At 68.9% G+C, this 20560-nt stretch carries 17 protein-coding genes; 6 read left to right on the top strand and 11 right to left on the bottom strand.

Translation table 11 applies throughout. The annotated features are described in order from the left end of the window. Window positions 1-9: 9 nt before the first annotated feature. Window positions 10-1209, bottom strand: coding sequence for an acetate/propionate family kinase (locus GH681_RS06815; RefSeq protein ID WP_153160712.1), 1200 nt, complete (start codon window positions 1207-1209; stop codon window positions 10-12). Then, complete coding sequence (locus GH681_RS06810; RefSeq protein WP_153160711.1) at window positions 1206-2618, bottom strand: bifunctional enoyl-CoA hydratase/phosphate acetyltransferase; 1413 nt, start codon at window positions 2616-2618, stop codon at window positions 1206-1208. Before GH681_RS06810 ends, GH681_RS06815 begins: the two co-directional genes overlap by 4 nt. A gap of 204 nt (window positions 2619-2822) precedes the next feature. Between GH681_RS06810 and glmU the strand changes: the two genes are divergently transcribed. The 6 genes from glmU (at window position 2823) to GH681_RS06780 (ending at window position 10184) form a co-directional block, all read left to right on the top strand. After that, window positions 2823-4187, top strand: a complete 1365-nt coding sequence (gene glmU, locus GH681_RS06805; protein ID WP_153160709.1) for a bifunctional UDP-N-acetylglucosamine diphosphorylase/glucosamine-1-phosphate N-acetyltransferase GlmU — start codon at window positions 2823-2825, stop codon at window positions 4185-4187. A 58-nt stretch (window positions 4188-4245) separates the two neighbouring features. Then, on the top strand, window positions 4246-6084 hold the full coding sequence (gene glmS, locus GH681_RS06800; protein ID WP_153160707.1) for a glutamine--fructose-6-phosphate transaminase (isomerizing): 1839 nt from the start codon (window positions 4246-4248) through the stop codon (window positions 6082-6084). Window positions 6085-6238: 154 nt separating this feature from the next. After that, window positions 6239-8074: a 5'-nucleotidase C-terminal domain-containing protein gene (locus GH681_RS06795; RefSeq protein ID WP_153160706.1), complete on the top strand. Its 1836-nt coding sequence runs from the start codon at window positions 6239-6241 to the stop codon at window positions 8072-8074. 190 nt (window positions 8075-8264) lie between these two features. Next, complete coding sequence (gene sigZ / locus GH681_RS06790; RefSeq protein WP_153160704.1) at window positions 8265-8807, top strand: RNA polymerase sigma factor SigZ; 543 nt, start codon at window positions 8265-8267, stop codon at window positions 8805-8807. A 73-nt stretch (window positions 8808-8880) separates the two neighbouring features. Further along, window positions 8881-9936, top strand: coding sequence for a permease (locus GH681_RS06785; protein ID WP_153160703.1), 1056 nt, complete (start codon window positions 8881-8883; stop codon window positions 9934-9936). Between the two features lie 17 nt (window positions 9937-9953). Beyond that, on the top strand, window positions 9954-10184 hold the full coding sequence (locus GH681_RS06780; RefSeq protein ID WP_153160701.1) for a thioredoxin family protein: 231 nt from the start codon (window positions 9954-9956) through the stop codon (window positions 10182-10184). A 22-nt stretch (window positions 10185-10206) separates the two neighbouring features. On the opposite strand, the gene GH681_RS06775 is transcribed toward GH681_RS06780, so the two are convergent. The 9 genes from GH681_RS06775 to GH681_RS06735 form a co-directional block, all read right to left on the bottom strand. Next, complete coding sequence (locus GH681_RS06775) at window positions 10207-10938, bottom strand: DUF2894 domain-containing protein (protein WP_153160700.1); 732 nt, start codon at window positions 10936-10938, stop codon at window positions 10207-10209. Continuing rightward, entirely contained in the window at window positions 10935-11576 is a 642-nt protein-coding gene (locus GH681_RS06770; RefSeq protein WP_153160698.1) for an OmpA family protein, read from the bottom strand. The genes GH681_RS06775 and GH681_RS06770 overlap by 4 nt, the downstream gene beginning before the upstream one ends. Before the next feature lie 3 nt (window positions 11577-11579). Continuing rightward, window positions 11580-14009, bottom strand: a complete 2430-nt coding sequence (locus tag GH681_RS06765; RefSeq protein ID WP_153160697.1) for a DUF802 domain-containing protein — start codon at window positions 14007-14009, stop codon at window positions 11580-11582. Window positions 14010-14011: 2 nt separating this feature from the next. Beyond that, complete coding sequence (locus GH681_RS06760; RefSeq protein ID WP_153160696.1) at window positions 14012-14773, bottom strand: DUF3348 domain-containing protein; 762 nt, start codon at window positions 14771-14773, stop codon at window positions 14012-14014. Between the two features lie 160 nt (window positions 14774-14933). Further along, entirely contained in the window at window positions 14934-15494 is a 561-nt protein-coding gene (locus tag GH681_RS06755; RefSeq protein ID WP_153160695.1) for a hypothetical protein, read from the bottom strand. Between the two features lie 2 nt (window positions 15495-15496). Then, complete coding sequence (locus GH681_RS06750; RefSeq protein WP_153160694.1) at window positions 15497-16735, bottom strand: hypothetical protein; 1239 nt, start codon at window positions 16733-16735, stop codon at window positions 15497-15499. 9 nt (window positions 16736-16744) lie between these two features. Then, window positions 16745-17893, bottom strand: a complete 1149-nt coding sequence (locus GH681_RS06745) for a YbdK family carboxylate-amine ligase (protein ID WP_153160693.1) — start codon at window positions 17891-17893, stop codon at window positions 16745-16747. Continuing rightward, entirely contained in the window at window positions 17890-19149 is a 1260-nt protein-coding gene (locus GH681_RS06740) for a cation:proton antiporter (RefSeq protein ID WP_153160692.1), read from the bottom strand. Before GH681_RS06740 ends, GH681_RS06745 begins: the two co-directional genes overlap by 4 nt. Further along, the gene (locus GH681_RS06735; RefSeq protein WP_194271159.1) at window positions 19146-20381 is read right to left on the bottom strand and encodes a cation:proton antiporter; all 1236 of its coding nucleotides are present in this window, start codon (window positions 20379-20381) and stop codon (window positions 19146-19148) included. Before GH681_RS06735 ends, GH681_RS06740 begins: the two co-directional genes overlap by 4 nt. Between the last annotated feature and the right edge of the window lie 179 nt (window positions 20382-20560).

The following is a 20560-nucleotide window of genomic DNA, read 5'->3' as shown; positions in this document are numbered from 1 at the left end:
GGGAAGGGCTCAGCCCAGCCCGAGGAGATTTACGGCATGGTGGCCGATCATCCATTCCTCGTTGGTCGGCACCACCAGCACCTCGACCTTGCTGTCCTTGGTGTGGATGCGCGTGGCGTGGCGCTGGTTGGCGGCCGGGTAGAGGCGCAGGCCGGTCCATTCGAGCCACTCGGCAATGCGGGCGCGGATCGGTGCGGCGTGTTCGCCGATGCCGCCGGTGAACACCAGCGCCTCGAGGCCGCCGGCCGCCATCGACAGCTGGCCGATCATGCAGGCCGCGCGGTAGCAGAACAGCTCGATGGCTTCCTTGGCTGAATCTTCGTCGGATTCGAGCAGCGCGCGCATGTCCTGGCTGAGGCCGGAGACGCCCAGCAGGCCGGATTGCTTGTAGATCAGGTTGGAAAGCCCCTTGGCGTCCATGCCCTTCTGCTCGATGAGGTGGAGGATCACGCCGGGGTCGAGGCTGCCGGTGCGGGTGCCCATCATCAGGCCGTCGACGGCGGTGAAGCCCATCGAGGTGTCGCGGGACTGCCCTTCGTTCAGCGCGCACATGCTGGCGCCGTTGCCCAGGTGGGCGATGATGATGGCACCGCGAGCCTTCTCTTCGCCCAGCAGATCCGGTAGCTGACGCGACACGTATTCGTACGACAGGCCGTGGAAGCCGTAGCGCTTCACGCCTTCGTTAAACAGCGCGCGGGGCAGCGGGAAGCGCTCGGCCACCGGCAGACGGGTGCGGTGGAAGGCGGTGTCGAAGCAGCCTACCTGGCGCACGTCCGGCATCAGCCCGAACAGCGACTTGATGGCGCGCAGGTTGTGGGGCTGGTGGAGCGGCGCGAGGGGAATCAGGGTTTCCAGCTCGGCGACGACTTCCGGCGTGAGCACCACCGGCGCGCCGTAGTGGTCGCCGCCATGCACGATGCGGTGGCCGGCGGCGACGATCTCGACGCCCGGGCTGTGACGGTTGATCCAGTCGAAGATGAACTCCAGCGCGAGCCGGTGCTGGCCGTTCTGGTCGGTGCCAGCGGGCACGGTGAGCGCTTCGGTGAAGCGTTCGCCGGAGCTGGTGTCCTTGGCGGTCATCAGCGGTTCGGCACCGATGCCTTCGACCTGCCCCGACAGGCGCGGCATGTCGGCCAGCTTCGGGGTCATCGGGAAGAGGGCGAACTTCAGGCTGGAGGAGCCCGCGTTGAGGATGAGGACAGCTTTCACAGGCGAACTCCCTGGCGACGTTTGTGGGCCATCAGCTGCGCGATGGCGCAGGATGCAGTACGGGTTTCGGCGGTATCGGCGCGGCTGGTGAGCACGATGGGCACCCGGGTGCCGAGCACCACGCCGGCCATCAGGGCGTCGGCGAGGTATTCGAGCTGCTTGGCGACCATGTTGCCGGATTCGAGATCGGGCACCACCAGGATGTCGGCCTGGCCGGCGACGGCGGAGCGGATGCCCTTGGTCTTGGCGGCCACCAGCGACACGGCGTTGTCGAAGGCCAGCGGGCCGTCGAGCAGGCCGCCCTTGATCTGGCCGCGGTCGGCCATCTTGCACAGGGCGGCGGCGTCGAGGGTGGAGCGGATCTTCACGTTGACGGTCTCGACCGCCGAGAGGATCGCCACCTTGGGCTCGGGCACGCCCATCATGATCGCCAGTTCGATGGCGTTCTGGATGATGTGGACCTTGTCTTCGAGGCTCGGCGAGATGTTGATCGCCGCATCGGTGATGAGCAGCGGATGCGGGTAGGTCGGCACGTCGGCCATGAAGACGTGGGAGATGCGGCGCGAGGTGCGCAGGCCGGTCTCCTTGGCGACGACCTCGCTCATCAGCTCGTCGGTGTGCAGCGAGCCCTTCATCAGCGCGTCGACTTCACCGTTGCGGGCCATGCGCACCGCGGTTTCGGCCGAGGCGTGGCTGTGGGGCACGTCGACGATGCGCACGCCGTGGAGGTCGATGCCCTCGCGTTCGGCGACTTCGCGGATCTTGTTTTCGGGGCCGATCAGCACCGGGATGACGAGGCCGGCGTCGCGGGCCTGGATCGGGCCGCGCAGGGATTCGGTGTCACAGGGGTGGGCCACGGCGATGGGGATCGGCTCCATGCCCTTGGTCATCTCGAGCACGTGCAGGTAGCGCTGCTGGCGGTCGGAGATGGTGATCTCGGGCAGGGCCATGCGCGGGCGCTTGATCTTCTCGGTGGGGGCCATGACCTCGGCGGTGCCGTCGATGACCTTGAGGCCGTCCTGATTGACGCACAGACATTCGAGCAGCAGATGGTGGTTGTGCTCGAAGCGCTGGACGCAGGTGATGGTGACGGTGAGGGTGTCGCCGATGGTGATCGGGCGCCAGAACTTGAGGGTCTGGCCCACATACACGGTGCCGGGGCCGGGGAATTCGGTGCCGAGGATCGACGAGATCAGCATGCTACCCCACATGGAGTGGCCGACGACCTCGCGGAACTGGCTGGAACGGGCGAACTCCGGGTCCACGTGGGTGGGATTCACGTCGCCGGACATCACCGCGAACAGGTGGATGTCCTCGGGGAGCAGGGTGCGGACGAGCTGGGCGGAGTCGCCGACGGCGATTTCGTCAAAGGTGCGGTTCTGGATGAAATCGCGAGCTTGATTGGTCATGATGTGTCCTGAATTATTGCCTTGCAGCACGACGATTCTACGGAAAGACGCGAAACTAACTTTAGCACTAGATCAAAGGATTGTTGCGTTGCATCAGGCCTGGCGCGCGACCGGCCCCGTTCCGAGAACTGCGCCGCAATATCCGTTAAACATCGCGTGCTAGAATCGGCCGCAATCGAATTCAAACCGCATTAAGGGATGTCCATGGAAGTGATCGTTCTCGCCGCCGGTCAGGGTAAGCGCATGCGCTCGGTGTTGCCCAAGGTGCTGCAGCCCCTCGCGGCCAAGCCGATGCTCGGCCATGTGCTCGACACCGCACGGGTGCTGGAAGCCCGGCGCATCGTGGTGGTGTATGGCCACGGCGGCGAAGTGGTGCGCGAAGCCCTCGATGCCCCCGATCTCGCTTGGGCCCGTCAGGATCCGCCCCAGGGCACCGGCCATGCGGTGCAGCAAGCCATGCCGCTGGTCGAAGACGGCGACATCGCGCTGATCCTCTACGGCGACGTGCCGCTGATCGGCGTGCCCACCCTGCAGCGCCTGATGGCCGCCGCCAGCGACCGCCAGCTGGCGCTCCTCACCGTGGATATGGACGACCCCACCGGCTATGGCCGGATCATCCGCAACGACGCCGGCAAGGTCACCTGCATCGTCGAGGAGAAGGACGCCAGCCCCGAGCAGCGCCAGGTGCGCGAGGTGAACACCGGCATCCTCGCCGCACCGGTCGAGCGCCTGCGCGGCTGGCTCGCCAACCTCAAGAACGACAACGCCCAGGGCGAGTACTACCTCACCGACATCATCGCCATGGCGGTGGCCGACGGCCTGGATGTGGTCACCACTCAGCCCGACGCCTTCGAGGAAACCCTCGGCGTCAATAACAAGACCCAGCTCGCCGAACTCGAGCGCATCCACCAGCGCAACATCGCCCGTGGCCTCACCGACGCCGGCGTCACCGTGATCGATCCGGCCCGCATCGACGTGCGCGGCACGCTCACCTGCGGCCGCGACGTCGAAATCGACGTGAACTGCATCTTCGAAGGCAAGGTCGAGCTCGCCGACGGTGTGCGCGTGGGTGCCAACTGCGTGATCCGCAACGCCACCATCGGCGCCGGCACGAAGATCGCCCCGTTCTCTCACATCGAGGACACCACGATGGGCGCCGCCTGCGCCATCGGCCCCTACGCCCGTACCCGCCCCGGCACCGTGCTGGGCGAAGACGTGCACCTGGGCAACTTTGTCGAGGTGAAGAACAGCGTGATCGCCAACCACTCCAAGGCCAACCACCTGGCCTACGTGGGCGACGCCGACATCGGCCAGCGGGTCAATGTGGGCGCCGGCACCATCACCTGCAACTACGATGGCGCGAACAAGTTCCGCACCATCATCGAGGACGACGTGTTCATCGGGTCCGACACCCAGCTCGTCGCCCCCGTCCGCGTGGGCAAGGGTGCCACCCTCGGCGCCGGCACCACACTCTCGAAGGATGCCCCGGCGGGCGAACTCACGGTTTCCCGCGCCAAGCAGGTCTCGATCCCGGGCTGGAAGCGTCCGGTCAAAGTCAAGAAAGCCTGATCCCCTCATTTTTTCGGCCCGGCCATGATGGTCGGGCCTTTTCGAAAGGTTTCCGCTCATGTGTGGCATCGTCACCGCCATTGCCCGTCGCAACATCGTTCCCGTGCTGCTCGAAGGGCTGCGCAAGCTTGAATACCGCGGCTACGATTCCGCCGGTCTCGCCGTCCTCAAGACCGAGGGCAAGCCCGAAGTCATGCGCCTGCGCGCCGTTGGCCGGGTGGCCGAACTGACCGCCCAGGCCGACGCCACTGGCCTCACTGCCAACATCGGCATCGCCCACACCCGCTGGGCCACCCACGGCGTGCCCTCCGAGCGCAACGCCCACCCGCACATCTCCGGTGGCCTGGCGGTGGTGCATAACGGCATCATCGAGAACTTCGAAGAGCTGCGCAGCGGTCTGCAGGCCAAGGGCTACACCTTCACGTCCGAGACCGACACCGAAGCCATCGCCCACCTGCTGCACGACAAGCTCAAGACCATCCCCGACCTCTTCGACGCCGTTCGCGCCACCGTGGCCGAGCTGGTCGGCGCCTACGCCATCGGCGTGGTGGCCGAGATCGACACCCATCGCGTGATCGTCGCCCGCAAGGGCTCGCCGCTGCTCCTGGGCGTCGGCGAGGACGGTCACTACGCCGCCTCCGACACCGCCGCGCTGCTGCAGGTCACCCGCAAGGTGGTTTACCTCGAAGACGGCGACGTGGCCGAGCTGACCCTCGACGGCTTCCGTGTCACCCTCACCGACGGCACCCCCGTCGAGCGAGCGGTGAACATTTCCAGCCTGTCGGCCGACGCCGTCGAGCTGGGCAAGTACCGCCACTACATGCAGAAGGAAATCTTCGAGCAGCCCCAGGCCCTGGCCAACACCCTCGAGCCGATCGCCGGCGCCGGCGCCATCAGCCCGCAGATCTTCGGCGCCGAGGCCGTGGACGTCCTCAAGGCCACCCGCCGCGTGCTGATCCTGGCCTGCGGCACCAGCTACCACTCCGGCTTCACCGCCCGCTACTGGCTCGAATCCGTCGCCAAGATCCCCTGCACCGTCGAGATCGCCTCCGAATACCGCTACCGCGAATCGGTGCCCGAATCCGACACCCTGGTGGTCGTGATCTCCCAGTCCGGCGAGACCGCCGACACCCTGGCCGCCCTCAAGCACGCCAAGGCCCTGGGCATGACCAAGACCCTGGCGATCTGCAACGTGCCCGAATCCGCCATCGTCCGTGAATCCGCGCTGCGCTTCATCACCCGTGCCGGCCCCGAGATCGGCGTGGCCTCCACCAAGGCCTTCACCACCCAGCTCGCCGCGCTGGCGCTGCTGACCCTGGCGCTCGCCAAGATCAACGGCCGCCTCTCCGCCGAGCAGGAAGCCGGCTACCTCACCCAGATGCGTCACCTGCCGGTGGCCGTGGGCAAGGTGCTGGAGCTCGAACCCGAGATCGAGAAGTGGGCCCAGCGCTTCGCCGGCAAGCACCACGCGCTCTTCCTCGGCCGTGGCAGCCATTGGCCCATCGCCATGGAAGGCGCCCTCAAGCTCAAGGAAATCTCCTACATCCACGCCGAAAGCTACGCCGCCGGCGAACTCAAGCACGGCCCGCTGGCGCTGGTGGACAAGGAGATGCCCGTCATCGCCGTGGCCCCGGCCGACGAGTTGCTCGAAAAGCTCAAGAGCAACCTCCAGGAAGTCCGCGCCCGCGGCGGCGAGCTCTACGTGTTTGCCGACGCCGGCTCCGAGATCCCGGAATCCGAAGGCGTGCACATCCTGCACATGCCCGAGCACTACGGCATGCTGTCGCCGATCCTCCACGTGATCCCGCTGCAGCTCCTCAGCTACCACGCCGCCCTCGTCAAGGGCACCGACGTGGACAAGCCGCGCAACCTCGCCAAGTCGGTTACTGTCGAGTAAGCGCCGGGCCCGGCAGGGCCGCAAGCCACACCAAAGCCAACGCCCGGTGCCAATCGGGCGTTGGCTTTTTTGCGCCCGGGCTGGTTTCACGGGGGTTTAACGCGAGGCCGTTAGCCTGCAGGGAAATCCACTTCTGCCCACGGCCATGCCCTCCATGCAAATCACGACCCCGCTGCGCACCCTTGCCGCGTCCCTGTGTGCCCTGTCCCTTGCCGCCTGTGGCGGCAGCAGCGATCACGGCGAGCCTCTCGACCTGAGCATCCTGCACATCAACGACCACCACTCGCACCTGGATGCCGAGACCACCGCGCTGACCCTCAAGGACGCCGCCGGCGCCAGCCGCTCGGTCACCGTGGATCTGGGCGGCTTCGCCCGCGTCACCGCGGCCATCGAACAGCTTGCCGCCGGCAAGACCAACGTGCTCAAGCTCCACGCGGGCGACGCCATCACTGGCGACCTGTACTTCACCCAGAGCGAAGGCCAGGCCGACGCGGTGCTGATGAACACCGTGTGCTTCGACGCCTTCACCCTCGGCAACCACGAATTCGACAGCGCCGACACCGGCCTCGTGAAGTTCATCGACTACCTGCACGCCGGCAGCTGCCAGACGCCGGTGCTGTCGGCCAACGTCCGCCCGGCGGCCGGCTCGCCGCTGGCGGCGCGCATCGCCGACTACACCATCATCCAGCGCAGCGGCCAGCAGATCGGCGTGATCGGCCTCACCGTCAAGGACAAGACCCAGTTCGCCTCGCGCCCGGATTCGACCACCGCCTTCCTCGACGAAGCCACCGCCGCCCAGGCCGCCATCGACGCCCTGCGTGCCCGCGGGGTGAACAAGATCGTGCTGATGTCCCACCTGGGTTACGACGCCGACAAGGCCATCGCGCCCAGGCTGTCCGGCGTGGATGTGATCGTCGGCGGTGATTCCCACACCCTGCTCGGCCCCGACAGCATGAAGGACTTCGGCCTCACGCCCTCCGGCGCCTATCCCACCGCCAGCACCGACAAGGACGGCCGCCCGGTGTGCATCGCCCAGGCCTGGCAATACGCCTACGCGGTGGGCGCGCTCGACGTGAAGTTCGACGCCGACGGGGTGGTGACCAGCTGCACCGGCAAGCCCCAGGTGCTCATCGGCGACACCTACAAGGTGGGCGGCACGGCTGCCTCTGCGGCCGACGCCACCGCCTATCGCAGTCAGCTCGACGCCTCCGGCGTGTTCCGCACCACCACCCCGTCAGCCGCCGCCACCGCGGCGCTGGCGCCCTTCAAGGCTGCCAAGGACGCCCTCGGCACCCAGGTGGCCGGCACCACCGCCGACAACCTGTGCCTGCGCCGCGTGCCCGGCACCAAGCGCGACACCAGCCGCTCTAGCCTGGGCGACGTCTGCAACAAGGACGCCACCGTGATCGCCCAGGGCGGCGACATCCAGCAGCTCGTGGCCGACGCCTTCCTCGAACAAGGCCAGCGCTTCGGCGGCGCCGACATCAGCCTGCAGAACGCCGGAGGCGTGCGTGTCGATCTGGCTGCCGGCAACCTCACCGTCGGCCGCATCTACACCCTGCTGCCCTTCAAGAACACCCTGTACCGGCTGGTGCTCACCGGCGCGCAGGTCAAGTCGGCGCTGGAAGACGGCGTGGATTCGGTGATGAACGGCACCGGCACCGGCGCCTACCCCTACACCGGCGGCCTGCGCTTCCGGGTGGACATGAACCAGACCAAGGGCAACCGGGTGAGCAACCTGGAAATCCGCAACGCCGGCGGCGCGTGGGTCGCCCTCGACCCGGCCGCCAGCTACAAGCTCATCACCAACAACTTCACCGCCGAAGGCGGCGACAAGTACGACACCTTCAAGACCATTCCCGCCGCCCAGCGGGAAGACACCTTCCTGGATTACGCCGACTCCTTCCTGCAATACGTGCGCAGCAAGGGCACGCTGACCAAGCCGGCCGTGGCGGAGCGGAGCACGCAGTCGTATATCGAGACGCCGTGATGGGCGGGGCGGCCGGATTGTGTCGGGCTTGAGGGGCCGCCTGATCCGGCCGCGGCGGTCGCTCCTGCCGGTCGGTCCACAGCCGGCCGCGCGGTTCATCTATGATCGTCTTATGCGCCGCGGCGGACGCCCGCTCCATCCCTGTCGGGTGATCCGCGCGTGCGGCGCCGCGGGAGCCCCGACTTCAACCATGAAATGCATTCTCGACGCGTGGCATGCTCACCATCCGGAGCTGCTGCGCTTTGTCGCCGCCCGTGTCCCCGATTCCCAGGAGGCCCATGACCTGGTGCAGGAGGTCTTTCTCCGGGCCACGCGGCTCGATCAGGGCCTGTGTGGCGTCGAGAATCGTCGTGCCTGGCTGTTCCAGGTGGCGAGGAATCTGCTGATCGACCGTTACCGGATGGCCCGGGACGAGATTCCCCTGGACGACGAGCCGGCCCTCGCGGACGTGGCGGACGACCTGGCGCCGGTGGAGGCGCTCTCCCAGTGCCTGCCGCGGGTGCTTGGCGAGTTGTCCCCCGAAGACCGGGAGGCCATCACTTTGTGCGACATCGAAGGGCTTTCCCAGCAAGCCCTGGCCGATCGGCTGGGGCTGTCGTTGCCGGCCGCGAAATCCCGTGTCCAGCGGGCGCGTCGGCGACTGCGCGAGCAGATGGTGAGCGCCTGTCAGGTGCAGTTCGATGAGCTTGGGCACGTCTGCTGCTTTGTACCGCGTCCTCCGGCGGGCGGATAGTTTCACCCCAGCCTGCATCCTTTGGCGCACGCCTTCGTCTCCTGAAGTGAGAGCAGACTTCGAGGAGCGTCAAATGGCCCTGCAACCTACACTGGAAAACCCTGTCCGGCGCCCCGTGTTGCCCTGGCTGATGGGCGTTTGTGCGGTGTCGGCGCTCTGGCTGGCCGCCTACGCCCACCTGACGGAATTCGCCGACGGGATACTGGCCGTCGTGGGGCTGACGCGCCACACCGCGCTGGGCGAGGCCGTGCATTTCTTCTGCTACGACGCCCCCAAGGTGTTGCTGCTGCTCACCGGCATCGTCTTCGTCATGGGCATCGTCCAGACCTTCTTCGCGCCAGAGCGCACGCGGGCCCTGCTGGCGGGCAGGCGCGTTGGGGTGGGCAATGCGCTGGCCGCGCTGCTCGGCATCGTCACACCCTTCTGCTCGTGTTCGGCGGTGCCGCTGTTCATCGGCTTCCTCTCTGCCGGTGTGCCGCTGGGGGTCACCTTCTCCTTCCTCATCTCGGCGCCGATGGTCAATGAAGTGGCGCTCGTCCTGCTGTTCGGGATGTTCGGCTGGAAGGTTGCCTTTCTCTACCTCGGCCTGGGCCTGGCGGTGGCCATCGTGGCGGGGCTGGTGATCGGTCAGCTGCGCATGGAGGCGCATCTGGAGGATTGGGTCCGGCAGATCCAGAACGGCCAGCGCGCCAGCTATGTGCCGGAGGCGCTGGACTGGGTGGCGCGCTTCGAGGCTGGCCGCGACCACGTCCGGAGCATCGTCGGCAAAGTCTGGCCCTACGTGCTGGCAGGGATCGGGCTGGGGGCCGGCATCCACGGCTACGTGCCGGAGGATTTCATGGCGTCCTTCATGGGCAAGGATGTGTGGTGGGCCGTGCCCGCCGCGGTATTGCTCGGGGTGCCGATGTACACCAACGCCGCCGGCATCATTCCCATCGTCGAGGCCTTGCTGGGCAAAGGCGCCGCGCTGGGCACCGTGCTGGCCTTCATGATGGCCGTGATCGCCCTGTCGGCGCCCGAGATGATCATCCTGCGCAAGGTGCTCAAGCCACGGCTCATTGCCACCTTCGCCGGTGTGGTGGCAGCGGGCATCCTGCTCGTGGGCTACGTGTTCAATCTGGTTCTGTAAGCGGAAGGGAGCAACGAATGAAGAGCGTCAAAGTGCTGGGTACGGGCTGCGCCAACTGTCGCAACACCGTCGCGCTGATCGAGGCGGTCGCCAAGGCGCGCGGCGCGGAAATCACCCTCGAGAAGGTTGAAGACCTGCCCGCCATCATGGGCTATGGCGTGATGTCGACGCCCGGCGTGGTGATCGACGGGCAGGTGGTTCATGCGGGCGGAGTGCCGAGCCGGAGCAAGGTCGAAGGCTGGTTCTGAACGCCCGCGTGGTGCGGCGCGGTCAGGCTTTCCTGCCCCGGGGCGCGGCCTTGCGCTTCTTGTCCTTCTCGCCCTTGGCGGCGCCTTTGGGGGCGGGCTTGCCGGCGTTGTCGGCCTGGTCGAGCCACAGCAGCGCATCCACGTAGGAGACGAAGCGCTTGAGGTAGCCGGGGGAGAGGTCGCGCATGAGCTTGAGGGATTGCAGCGCGAGGAGGTGGGAGTTGAGGGGGCCGGCGTTTTCCGGGGCCTGGGCGAGGGCTTCGGCGAGTTGCTGTTCGACCTTCAGCTCGGCCCAGATCTTCTCGAAGTAGGCGAGGGAACTGATGTCGACCGGGGCGTCGGTGTCGTCCGTGGGGCTGGCCGGGGTGCCGGGGGCGTCGGCCCGCTTGCGCTGGTCGAGGTGGGTGATGAGGTCGGTGAGCAGGGTGCCGCGCCGGCTGGCCTCCAGCCGGGCGATGCGCTGGCGCAGCTGGGCGAAGTGATTGCCGGCGTGGAGCGCGGTGAGTTCGTCGGCGGCGTCGGGAAACTCACCGCAGGCGCGGGCGAGGAGGGCGTCGGCCTCGCTGCGGGCTTTTTCAAGGCGGGCGGTGTAGTCGGCAAGCAGCGTGGCGAGGCGGGCGTCGCCCTGCGGGTGGCCGCTGCGCCGGGCGAGGGCTTCGAGGTAGCGCAGGCGCACCGGGTCGATCTGCGCGGCGCCCGCGGCGCGCAGGGCGGCTAGGGTAGCGGCGGGATCGTTGGCTGGTGCCAGACTCATTTGCCTTCGGCGGCGGCCTTGGCGGAGCGGGGCACCGGGGCCATCTCCACGCGGCGGTTGCGGGCGCGGCCTTCGGCGTCGGCGTTGGAGGCGACGGGCTGCTCGGGGCCGAAGGCGGCGGCGAAGATCGACGCGGCGGGCACGCCTTCCTCGATCATCGCGCGGGTGACGGTGAGGGCGCGCTGGGCGGAGAGCTCCCAGTTGTCGGCAAACTTGCGGTTGCTGTCGCGCACCGGGCGATCGTCGGTGAAGCCGCTCACCATCAGAATCTCGTCGCGGGTGCCCAGATAGGCGGCGAGCGGCGCGGCGAGGCTCTTCAGCAGTTGCCGGCCTTCGGGCTGGAGCTCGTCGGAGTTGAGGGCGAAGAGCACGCTGCCGCTGATGCCGATGCGCCCGTTATCCAGCGTGACGCGGCCGGAGGCGAGCGGGCCGGCGAGGGCTTTCTCGAGCGTCACGCGGCGCTGTTCTTCCTGCTGGCGTTTGTGCACCTCGGCCTCGAGGCTGCTGGCGAGCTCCAGCTGCACCCCCAGCACGCCCACCAGGATCAGCACGAAGGCGCCCAGCAGGCCGGACATCAGGTCGCCAAAGACGGCCCAGACCGGCGTGCTGTGCTCGATGTTGTCGTCGATGCTTTCCATTGGTTAAGCCTCGCCGGCGAGGCTGGCCTGCCGGCTGGAAAGCTGCTGCAGGTTCTCGACGATCTGCTTTTGCGACATCACCGACAGGTCGATGATCTCCCGCGCCTGGGCAACGTAGTAGGCGAGCTGCTCGTCGCTGCGGGCGACGGATTTTTCCAGCGAGCCTTCGATGCGCTGCAGGGTTTCCATCAGCTTGTCGCTGGACTCGCTGAACAACTCCACCGCCAGCCCGAAGGCTTCGCCCAGGCTGGCCACCTCGACGGCGCCGCCGGTAAGGCGGGTGGTGGCTTCGGCGATCTTCGCGGATTCGCTGTCCACCTGGGCCTCGAAGCGCTTGCCGATGCCTTCCAGCAGGCTGGCGGACGAGGCCACCAGGGCGTCGATGGCGCCGCGCTGCTCGGTGGAGGCGTGGTTGATGGCGTCGAGCAGCGTGGCCAGGGTTTCCATGATGCGGCTGCGCTCTTCGAGCAGGGTGTTGTCCCGGGCCATGCTGGCGGAGAGCTCCTGGCGCAGCTGCTGGATGACCGCGGCGGCGGCGCGGGGCGCTTCGGCGGCGGTCTCCATCAGGCGGGTGACTTCGCCGATGGTCTGGCTGGCCTGGGCGCGGGCGTCGGCGCTCATGGCGCGGGCGGTGTCGCCGAGGGTCTGGCAGATCTGTTCCTGCTGGGCCAGGGTGCGCTCGCCCACGCTCTGCCATTCGGCCTTGAGGGTGGCGGCGAGGGCTTCCACCGAGCCGGTCATCGCAGCGAGGCGCTGGGTGTCGGCGGCGGCGAGCTCGCCCTGCAGCGTGGCGTGGGAATCCTTGAGGGTGGCGAGGAGCGCGGCGGCGCCGGCCTCGAAGCGCGCCGCGAAGGCGGCCAGCGCGTCGCGGGTCTCGCGGGTGAGGGTGTCGGTGCTGCGCTCGTGGGCGGCGAGGGCGGCAGCCCAGGTGTCGGCCACGCTGCCCACCGCGCTGGCGAAGCGGGTGGACAGGCCGTCGAGCTGGGTTTCGACGCTGCCGGCGAGCTGTTCGTGGAGCGTGCGGGTGTCGCTGCGGCTGGCGGCGAGGGCGGTGGCCAGCTCGGCCTGCACCGCGGCGTGGGTGTCGCGCACGCCGGCGATGAGGGCGGTGGAGCGGGTATCGAAGGTGTCGGCGTAAGCCTGGAGGGACGTCTGCAACTGCTGGTGGAGGCGCTCGTTACCGGCTTCGTGGCGGGCGAGGGCGGTGGCCCAGCCGTCGGTGACGGTGGCGACGCTGCTGCCCAGGCGGCCGGCGAGGCCGTCGAGCTGGGTCTGCACGGTATCGGCGATGCGGGCGTGGGTGTCGCCGACGCTCGCCACCAGCGCGGTGGAGCGGGTGTCGAAGGTGTTGGCGAAGGCCTGGAGGGACGTCTCGAGCTGCTGGTGGAGGCGGTCGTTGCCCGCTTCGTGGCGGGCGAGGGCGGTGGTCCAGCCCTCGGTGACGGTGGCAACGCTGCTGCCGAAGCGCTCGGCGAGGCCGTCGAGCTGGGTCTGAACGGTGTCGCCCACGCGGGCGTGGAGGGCGCTGGTCTCGCGGGCGATGCCGCTCATGGTGGCTTCGACCACCGGCTGGATGGTGGCGCCGGCGATGCGGGCGCTTTCGGTGAGGCTGTCGCGCAGGGATTGATCCACTGACGCGGCGAGGCCCGTGTAGATGCGCGTGGCTTCCTGGTAGTGGCTGTGCTGGTTGGCGAGGAGCTGTTCGGAGAGCTGCTGGTTGTGGCGTTCCAGTTGGCTCATCATCGTCTGCAGGGTGCTCACCATCTCGGGCAGGGCCTGGGCCTGGCCCTGCAGGGCGCGGTAGGTTTCCTCGCGCTGGTGGGCGAGGGAGAAGCCGCGCAGCACGGTGGCGATGCGGGCGTCGAGCAGTCGTCCGGCGGCGAGCCGGTCGCGCCGCAGTAGCGCCGAGATCAGGCCCAGCAGGGTGGACGCCGCCACGCCCGCCACCGAGGTGCCGAAGGCCACGCCCAGGCCCTTCACCGGTGCTGCGAGGGCGGCGCGGATGGTGTGCAGGTCGGTGGTGCTCTCCAGCGCGATTACCGCGCCGTTGAGGGTGACGACCATGCCGAGGAAGGTGCCGAGCATGCCCAGCAGCACCAGCATCCCCACCAGATAAGGCGTCATCGCCGGGCCGGGCAGGGCCACGCGCTCGCCTTCGATGCGCAGGCGCACGGCGTTCTGCAGCGACGGATCGACGCCGGCCAGCCAGTTGTCGAGGCTGGGCAGGTTGTCGGGGATGGCCGCGAGGGCTTTGGTGAGGCTGTCGGTGGCGGCCGAAAAACGACGCAGCTCGGCTGCGCCGGCCACGTAGACAAGCCCGATGATGACCGTCATGGCGAGCGCCAGCGGGCTGCCGCCGATATAGCCGACACCCACCCAGCCCACCGCAAACAGGCCGATGAAGAAGGCCGTCCAGCAGATCTTCTTGTTCATGCTTACTTTGTCACCTCATTGCCAAGGGCTTCCAGGAGCCCCGCGACCGGTTGCAGGCGAAGGTCGAGCTCCGCCTGCAGTATGGTCTTCATGTCCTTGCAGAAAGTGGCCAGCCAGCCGCCGGGCTGCAGCCATTGGTCCGGGCTGTCGGCCTCGCCGGCTTCGGCGCGGGCCGCCCGGTGCGCCTGATGCAGGCGCTCGAAATGCCTGGCCAGCGCCACCGGCACGCTGGTCAGCAGGTTGCGCTCGCGGGGGCCGAGGGCCTGTTCCATCACCCCATCCACCTGCGCCAGCTGCTTGTGGGCCGGCGACAGGGCGGCCAGCGCGGCCCGGGCGCTGGCCCGCAGCGGCGTGATGGCTGCGCCCATGTCACGCTGGTGGGCCAGGTAATAGCGCTGGTAGGGCAGGAAATCCGCCGCGCCTTCAATCGACGGGTGCCAGTCCGGCCGGGGTAGCTTGACCCGCGCCTTGCCGGGCGTGAGGAGCCCGTCGATGGCGATGGATTCTTCCAGCCCGGTGCGCACGCGGGTGAAGTCGTCGCGCAGGGCCCGCCCGGCGGTCGACGGTGCCACACGTACCGGTTCGCTGCCCGCGGCGCTGTTGATCACCGCAAACAGCGCGATCGCGTCGGTGAAATCCAGCCACAGGCCGAGCCGGTCGGCAAAGCTCTGCCGGGATTCCGGGGCTTCCGCCACGGCCAGATCGGCGAGCACGCGGATCAGCCGGGCGCTATGGGAGTGCGTTCGGGACAGGCCTTGTGTCATGCCGGCGGGCGACGCCCAACTGCAAAAAAGGGGCCAAGGCTACTACAAAGTGAGGCAGGGGTCAGCGGAGCCGAGAGGCCTTGGGGCAGATCACGTGGCGTGGCGGCGGCACGGCCGCGCCGGGCAAGGCTGAAAGCCCGGTGGGGGGCGTCCGTGGCGGTCAGCCGTGGCTGAAGTCAAGGATGATGATTGTTCCGGTGGCGGCACGGTCAGCGGTGCCCGCGGGGCCGTCGTAGTCGTCCACGCCTCTTACCTGGGCCTTGATCTGGTCGATGGGCGCGCCGTTTTCTGCCAGGAATACCTGGATGGCGCGCACACGCCGGCCGAGCAGGACCGGGTTGTAGTCGGCCCTGGTGTGCCGGGCGAAGCCGGTCACCTTGACCACGGTGCCGCGATGCCGTTGCAGCATGATGCCGACGCGGGACAGGAAGCGGGCGTAGTCGGGGCGCAGGCGGTCCTGTCTGGTGTCGAAAGCTGCCCGGGTGTCGATCACCACGCGGGTGGTCGAGGTGCCGTCGGGAGCCTGTTCCGAATCAATGGTGAGATCGAGGGCGGCTTCGCGGCTGAAGCGGTCGAGCCGGCCGGCGGGGGCGGCGTCTTCGGCCTGCGCTTCGATGGTTGCGGGTGGAGCGGGTTCGGCCCGGGCCAGCCCGTGGGCGGGCAGCAGCAGGGCCAGGGTCAGCCAGGCCAGCCCGGATCTGAAGCGTCGCCGATCGGACATCGTCACTCCTTGGTGCGGATGGCGGCATCCCACAGGCTGCGCAGGCTGGCCATCAGCAGGGGCGAGTGGCGCTGGGCATGGGACGCGAAGACCGCGACGACGGTTCCGTGATCGAAATCCACGTAGAGGCTGCTGCCGTAGGCGCCGATGATGGCGGCGCGGTGGCCCTTGCCCGGGTGGGCGAAACGGTATTGCCAGGTGGTGTCGGGGCCGAGGGCGCGGATTGCATCGGGCGTGGGCTGTGCCGGGTTGCCCGGGCTGGCCAGGGTGTCGGCGAACCAGCGTGGGGCAATGGTCCGGCGCCCCGACGGGGTGCGCGCGTCGAGCAGGCTCTGGCCAACGGCCGCGAAGTCTTCAAGGCTGAGGGCGAGGCCGTCGGCCAGGGGGGTGCCGGCGGGGTCGGTTGCCCAGAAGGCGGGATTGCGGGCGCGGCTGATCGCGAGCAGCTCGCAGAGTACGTCGGGGGCGGGTTTCTTCCAGGCTTTCTCGGTGGCCCAGAGCAGGAGGGCGCCTTCGGGGCCGCGCATGTCGCTGCCGGGGTCGCCGGAGACCCGGGGCCACGCGCTGCGTCGAACGAGCCACGGCCGCACGCCGCCAACGCCGCCGGCGGGCATCCAGCCGCCTTCCTTCTGCCATTGGCGGAACTCGGCGTCGGACCACTGGAGCCCGGTGCGCCCGTCGAGCAGTCGTTGCATGGAGAGCTTGGCCAGCTCGCGGCTGGGCGCCAGTTCCGGTATCAGGCGGGGAATCGCCTTGCCGCGGGCGAAGCGCCCTTCGGCGCTGGCCTTGGCGAGCATCGTGACCAGCAGCGGGCGGGTGGCTTCGAGGAGGAGCTGGGGGCGGGCTGGATCGAAGCCGCTGCGGCGGTAGTCGAGCAGCACCTGGCCGTGCTGGAGCATCAGCACGCCGTCGGCGTCGATGCGGTTCTCCGGCAGGTGGCGCAAGCTGCGCTGGGCGCCGTCGGCGGGGTCGGTGGCGGTGCGCCGGTCGGGGTCGATGGGTTGTCGGGCTGGCGTGCGCGCCGGAGCGCCCGCGGGGGGCGTCAGGGCGATCCCGCGCATGAAGCGCGGTGCCTGGCCCAGCCCGTAGCGAAGAGTGCCGGGGTCGAGCCAGTTGCTCCCATTGACCGCGCTGCCGGCGAGCCCCGCTGGCGGGGTGTGGAGGGCCTGGGTGCATGCAGCGTCGGCGAGCACCGTTGCCGGGATCAGGCTGGCTGCGAGGATGAGATACGTGCGGCGCACGGTGATCCCCTAGACGTTAGGACGATAGGAGGACGGGCTGGCGAAGCGCTCGGCGGCCATCCGGGTCAGGTCGTTCAGATTGCCGGTGTTCCTGGCGATTTCGCGCAGCCATGCGCTGTCGTTGCGCTCGCTGATGACGAGGGCGCGCAGTTGCTCGAGCTGCTTCCGGCAGCCCAGGTCGTCGGCGTCGGCGGTGAGGCTGTCGATCAGCTCGCGCAGGGCGTCGCCAATAGGCACGCGGCGGCGTCGGATCGGGTCGGCCAGGGTGGCGCCGAAGCCGTAGCGGCTGGCCTGGAACTTGTTGTAGCGGGCGACCAGGGCCTGGCTGGCGGGGGCGATGGGCGGACGCGTGCGCAGCAGGTGGCGGGCCAGACACTGGGCGAAGGCGGCAAGCTCGACGGCCCGGTCGATGGTCAGCGGGGTGTCGCAGATGCGCAGCTCGACGGTGCCGTATTCGGGTTTGGGTCGCACGTCCCAGTACAGGTCCTTGATGCTCTCGGCCACGCCGCAGGCCTGGAGCAGGGCCATGTGGTCGAGGAAGGCGGCCCAGTCGGCCACGTCCGGCGACTGGCCGGACAGCGGAAAGGCCGACACGGCGTTGAGCCGGGCCGAGTCGAAGCCGGTGTCGGTGGCGTCGATGAAGGGCGAGGAGGCGGACAGGGCGACGAAGTGGGGCACGTACTGGTTGAGGGCGTGGGTGAGCCAGATCGCGTCGTCGCCGCTGGTGACGCCGATGTGGATGTGCTGCCCGAACACCGTGAACTGTTTGCTCAGATAGCCGTAGCGGTTGTTCAGAAACGCGAAGCGTTCGCCCGGGCTGATCCGGCGCTCGGGCCAGCGGTGGAAGGGATGGGTGCCGCCGCCGCACACGGCGATGTTGTTCAGCCGGCAGTGGGTGACGAGCACGTCGCGCAGGCCGTCCAGGTCGGCCGCGATGGCGGTGGCGTCGAGGCGGGGGCGGGAGTTCACCTCGATCATGCTTTCGGTGATCTCTAGCTTCACCTCGCCGAAGCGGTCGTCGTACCGCAGGCCGGCGAGCAGGTCGGTGGCGGCGCGGGTGAGGTCGTAGTCGCGCAGGGAGACCAGCTGGAGTTCGAGTTCGACGCCCAGGGTCAGGGGGCGGCTGGACGAAAAGGAGAGCTGCGAGAGGTCGCTCATCGGGCAGGCTCCGGGCGGGTGGGTTCGGTTTCGCCGGCGCGCTGGAGGGCCCGCTTGCATAGCTGGGGCCCGACGAACTCCATCATGGCGGCGGCGATCAGGGGGAGCAGCAGCGGCTGGCTGCTGACCTCGGGGTACAGGGCAGCGAGCTCGGCGGCCATGAAGATGGCCGTCGCCGACAGCGGCTGGATGCCGATGCCCACCAGCCGACGTTTGTCGAGCGGCAGGTCGTGGCGGCCGGTGCTCACCACGCCGACGAACTTGGCGAGGCCGCGCATCAGGATCAGGCCCAGCGCCTGGACGCCGGTGGTCCAGTCCAGCTCGCCCAGGGGCAGCATCGCGCCGGTGACCACGAACAGCAGGATGGCGAGAATCCAGTGGCCCTGGGGCAGGCCGGTGTAGGCGAGGGTTCTGTCCCGGTCAGCCAGGTTGAGCGCGGCGCCCATCATGAAGAGGGTCAGGAAAACCGGCACGGCGAGCATGCGCGCCATGCCGATGGCCATCAGGGCGGTCGACACGAGGACGAACACTCGGGCCACCGACCCGCGCGCCTGGCGGCCGGCGATGATCAGCGCCAGGCGGGCGCAGAGCAGGCCGATCAGGATGCCGCCGCCCACCACCCACAGGGGGTGGGCGATGGCGTTGAGCCAGTCGCCGGCCTGCTCTGCGTGGAGCAGGCCGAGCACCACCGCGAAGACCACGAAGGAGAGGGCGCAGCTGATCGCCGTGAGCAGCAGGGTGCGCTGGGTGACCTGCCCCTGGGCGCGGTTCTCCTCGGCGGTGAGCAGCACGACCGCCGGGGCCGAGGCCATGGTGATGGCGGCCGTCGCCGCGCTCCAGCCGGGGGAGAGGCCGACGGCCAGCAGCGCGAAGATGAAGATGGTGAGGAATGCCAGCGCGGATTCGGCCGCCGCGCTCACCAGCAGCCCGCGGTTGGCGCTCAGCCAGCGCAGGTCGAGGTGGCGTCCCGTCTCCATCAGCAGCAGGCCCAGGGCGGTGTCGGCCAGCGGTTTGGCGAGCGCGATGGTCTCCCGGTCGAGCCAGCCCAGGGCGCCGGGGCCGCTGATGGCGCCGGCCAGCACGTAGCCGACGATGCGCGACAGGCCGAGCGTCCGGAACAGCGTCTCGCCGACGATCAGGCCGCCGACGAGGAGCAGCGAGAACAGGACCAGCGGGTCGAGCTGGTCGGGGAAGGGGGGCAGGAAGATCAGGCTGTCCTGGAGGGCTTCCCAGCCCTGGCGCAGTGCGGTGCTCATCGTGATGGGGCTCCGTCGGCCGGGTGCCGGGCCGCGGGAATGCCACCGAGGCGTGCCTCGCCGGCAGCGATGAGCGCGGCCTGGGTGCACAGCGGGCCGATCAGCTGCATCAGCACGATGGCGCCCATGAGGGTGCCCGAGAGCGCAGGGCCGACGCCGCCTTCGAGGGGGCCGGCGTCGCCGAGCAGGACCAGGGCCACGCTGGACATGGGCAGCAGCCCGATGGCGGTGAAGCGCGATTCCCTGGCGGCGATGCCCAGTCGGCGTCCCATCAGGTGGAGGGCCGCCCAGCGGGCGCCGAAGCGCGTCAGTGCGTAGGCCGTGGCGGTGGCTGCGTATTCTGCGAGCAGGCCGATCTCCAGCGCGGCACCGGCCAGCACGAAGGTCACCACCAGAAAGACCCGGGCATCCGACGAGATGCGGATGGCCAGCACGGCCTTGTGCCGGTCGGCAATGCGGGTGCCGATCCCGAAGGTGAGCAGCGTGAGCAGGGGCGACATCTCCAGGGTCAGGGGCAGCCCGGTGCCGACCACGATGAGGCCAAGCAGCATGAGGTGCTGGTGCTCCACCTGGGGGCCCAGCCGGCGGGCGGCCGCGCAGGCCGCGAGGGCCAGTCCGGCGCCCAGCAGCACGGAGAGCAGCACGTGGCCGGCCGCAGTGGCGTAGCCGGGCGTCAGCTCGGTGGTGCCATTGGCAGCGAGCATCGGCAGGATCACGCTGACGGCGGCAAAGGCCACGCAGCCGTTCAGGGCCACGAGGCCGAACAGGCGTCGGGTGAACGGCCCGTCAGCGCCGGAGTCGCGGGTGGTGGCGATGGTGATCGCCGGCGAAGTGGATGCGGCGATGGCGGCGGCGAACAGCCCGCCGGCAAGCCCGAAACCGAGCAGGTACATGAGAGTCGTGATCGTTGCGAAGACTGCGCTGGTCTCCGCCAGGCTGAGCAGTACGAGACGGCGGTCGATGCGGCGCCCCGTGAGCGGGAAGTGGTGGCCCAGTTCGAACAGGATCAGGCCGATCCCCGGGTAGATGAAAAACTGCGCGGCGTCGAGAATGTAGGGGTCGATCCAGCGCAGCCCGCTGTTACCGATCAGGACCCCGAACAGCACGAAGCCGGTCGTGCGCGGGAGCCCGAAGGCGCGACGGCTGATCTCGCCGCTTGCCAGCCCGCCGAGGAGGAGCAGGCCGAACAGCAGCAAGGGAGAGGCTTCGAAGGCGTAGAGCTGAGTCGGCATGAACGCGGCGGGTGCTTGGTCCGGGTGGGGGAAAACCGGCCCGGTCTGCCTTCGCCCGGCAGGTGCGGGCGTGATGTCTGGGGCGAAAGCCTGCAACATCGAGACACGGTTTGAAATTTGTATTGGTACAAATATAATTGACGACAATGAATTCTGCAAACACGAATCCGCGCTTGCCC

The organism is Zoogloea sp. 1C4 (assembly GCF_009469605.1).
In the GTDB taxonomy this organism is placed as follows: Bacteria; Pseudomonadota; Gammaproteobacteria; order Burkholderiales; family Rhodocyclaceae; genus Zoogloea; species Zoogloea oryzae.
Note: the sequence above shows the minus strand (reverse complement) of the source record. Positions and strands in the feature narration are given on the sequence as shown.

Bases quoted from the DNA above. Each gene is read 5' to 3' on its own strand.
- GH681_RS06810 (WP_153160711.1), bottom strand. From the start codon at position 2,618: ATGACCAATCAAGCTCGCGATTTCATCCAGAACCGCACCTTTGACGAA.
- glmU (WP_153160709.1), top strand. From the start codon at position 2,823: ATGGAAGTGATCGTTCTCGCCGCCGGTCAGGGTAAGCGCATGCGCTCG.
- glmS (WP_153160707.1), top strand. From the start codon at position 4,246: ATGTGTGGCATCGTCACCGCCATTGCCCGTCGCAACATCGTTCCCGTG.
- GH681_RS06795 (WP_153160706.1), top strand. From the start codon at position 6,239: ATGCAAATCACGACCCCGCTGCGCACCCTTGCCGCGTCCCTGTGTGCC.
- sigZ (WP_153160704.1), top strand. From the start codon at position 8,265: ATGAAATGCATTCTCGACGCGTGGCATGCTCACCATCCGGAGCTGCTG.
- GH681_RS06785 (WP_153160703.1), top strand. From the start codon at position 8,881: ATGGCCCTGCAACCTACACTGGAAAACCCTGTCCGGCGCCCCGTGTTG.
- GH681_RS06780 (WP_153160701.1), top strand. From the start codon at position 9,954: ATGAAGAGCGTCAAAGTGCTGGGTACGGGCTGCGCCAACTGTCGCAAC.
- GH681_RS06775 (WP_153160700.1), bottom strand. From the start codon at position 10,938: ATGAGTCTGGCACCAGCCAACGATCCCGCCGCTACCCTAGCCGCCCTG.
- GH681_RS06770 (WP_153160698.1), bottom strand. From the start codon at position 11,576: ATGGAAAGCATCGACGACAACATCGAGCACAGCACGCCGGTCTGGGCC.
- GH681_RS06765 (WP_153160697.1), bottom strand. From the start codon at position 14,009: ATGAACAAGAAGATCTGCTGGACGGCCTTCTTCATCGGCCTGTTTGCG.
- GH681_RS06760 (WP_153160696.1), bottom strand. From the start codon at position 14,773: ATGACACAAGGCCTGTCCCGAACGCACTCCCATAGCGCCCGGCTGATC.
- GH681_RS06755 (WP_153160695.1), bottom strand. From the start codon at position 15,494: ATGTCCGATCGGCGACGCTTCAGATCCGGGCTGGCCTGGCTGACCCTG.
- GH681_RS06745 (WP_153160693.1), bottom strand. From the start codon at position 17,893: ATGAGCGACCTCTCGCAGCTCTCCTTTTCGTCCAGCCGCCCCCTGACC.
- GH681_RS06740 (WP_153160692.1), bottom strand. From the start codon at position 19,149: ATGAGCACCGCACTGCGCCAGGGCTGGGAAGCCCTCCAGGACAGCCTG.
- GH681_RS06735 (WP_194271159.1), bottom strand. From the start codon at position 20,381: ATGCCGACTCAGCTCTACGCCTTCGAAGCCTCTCCCTTGCTGCTGTTC.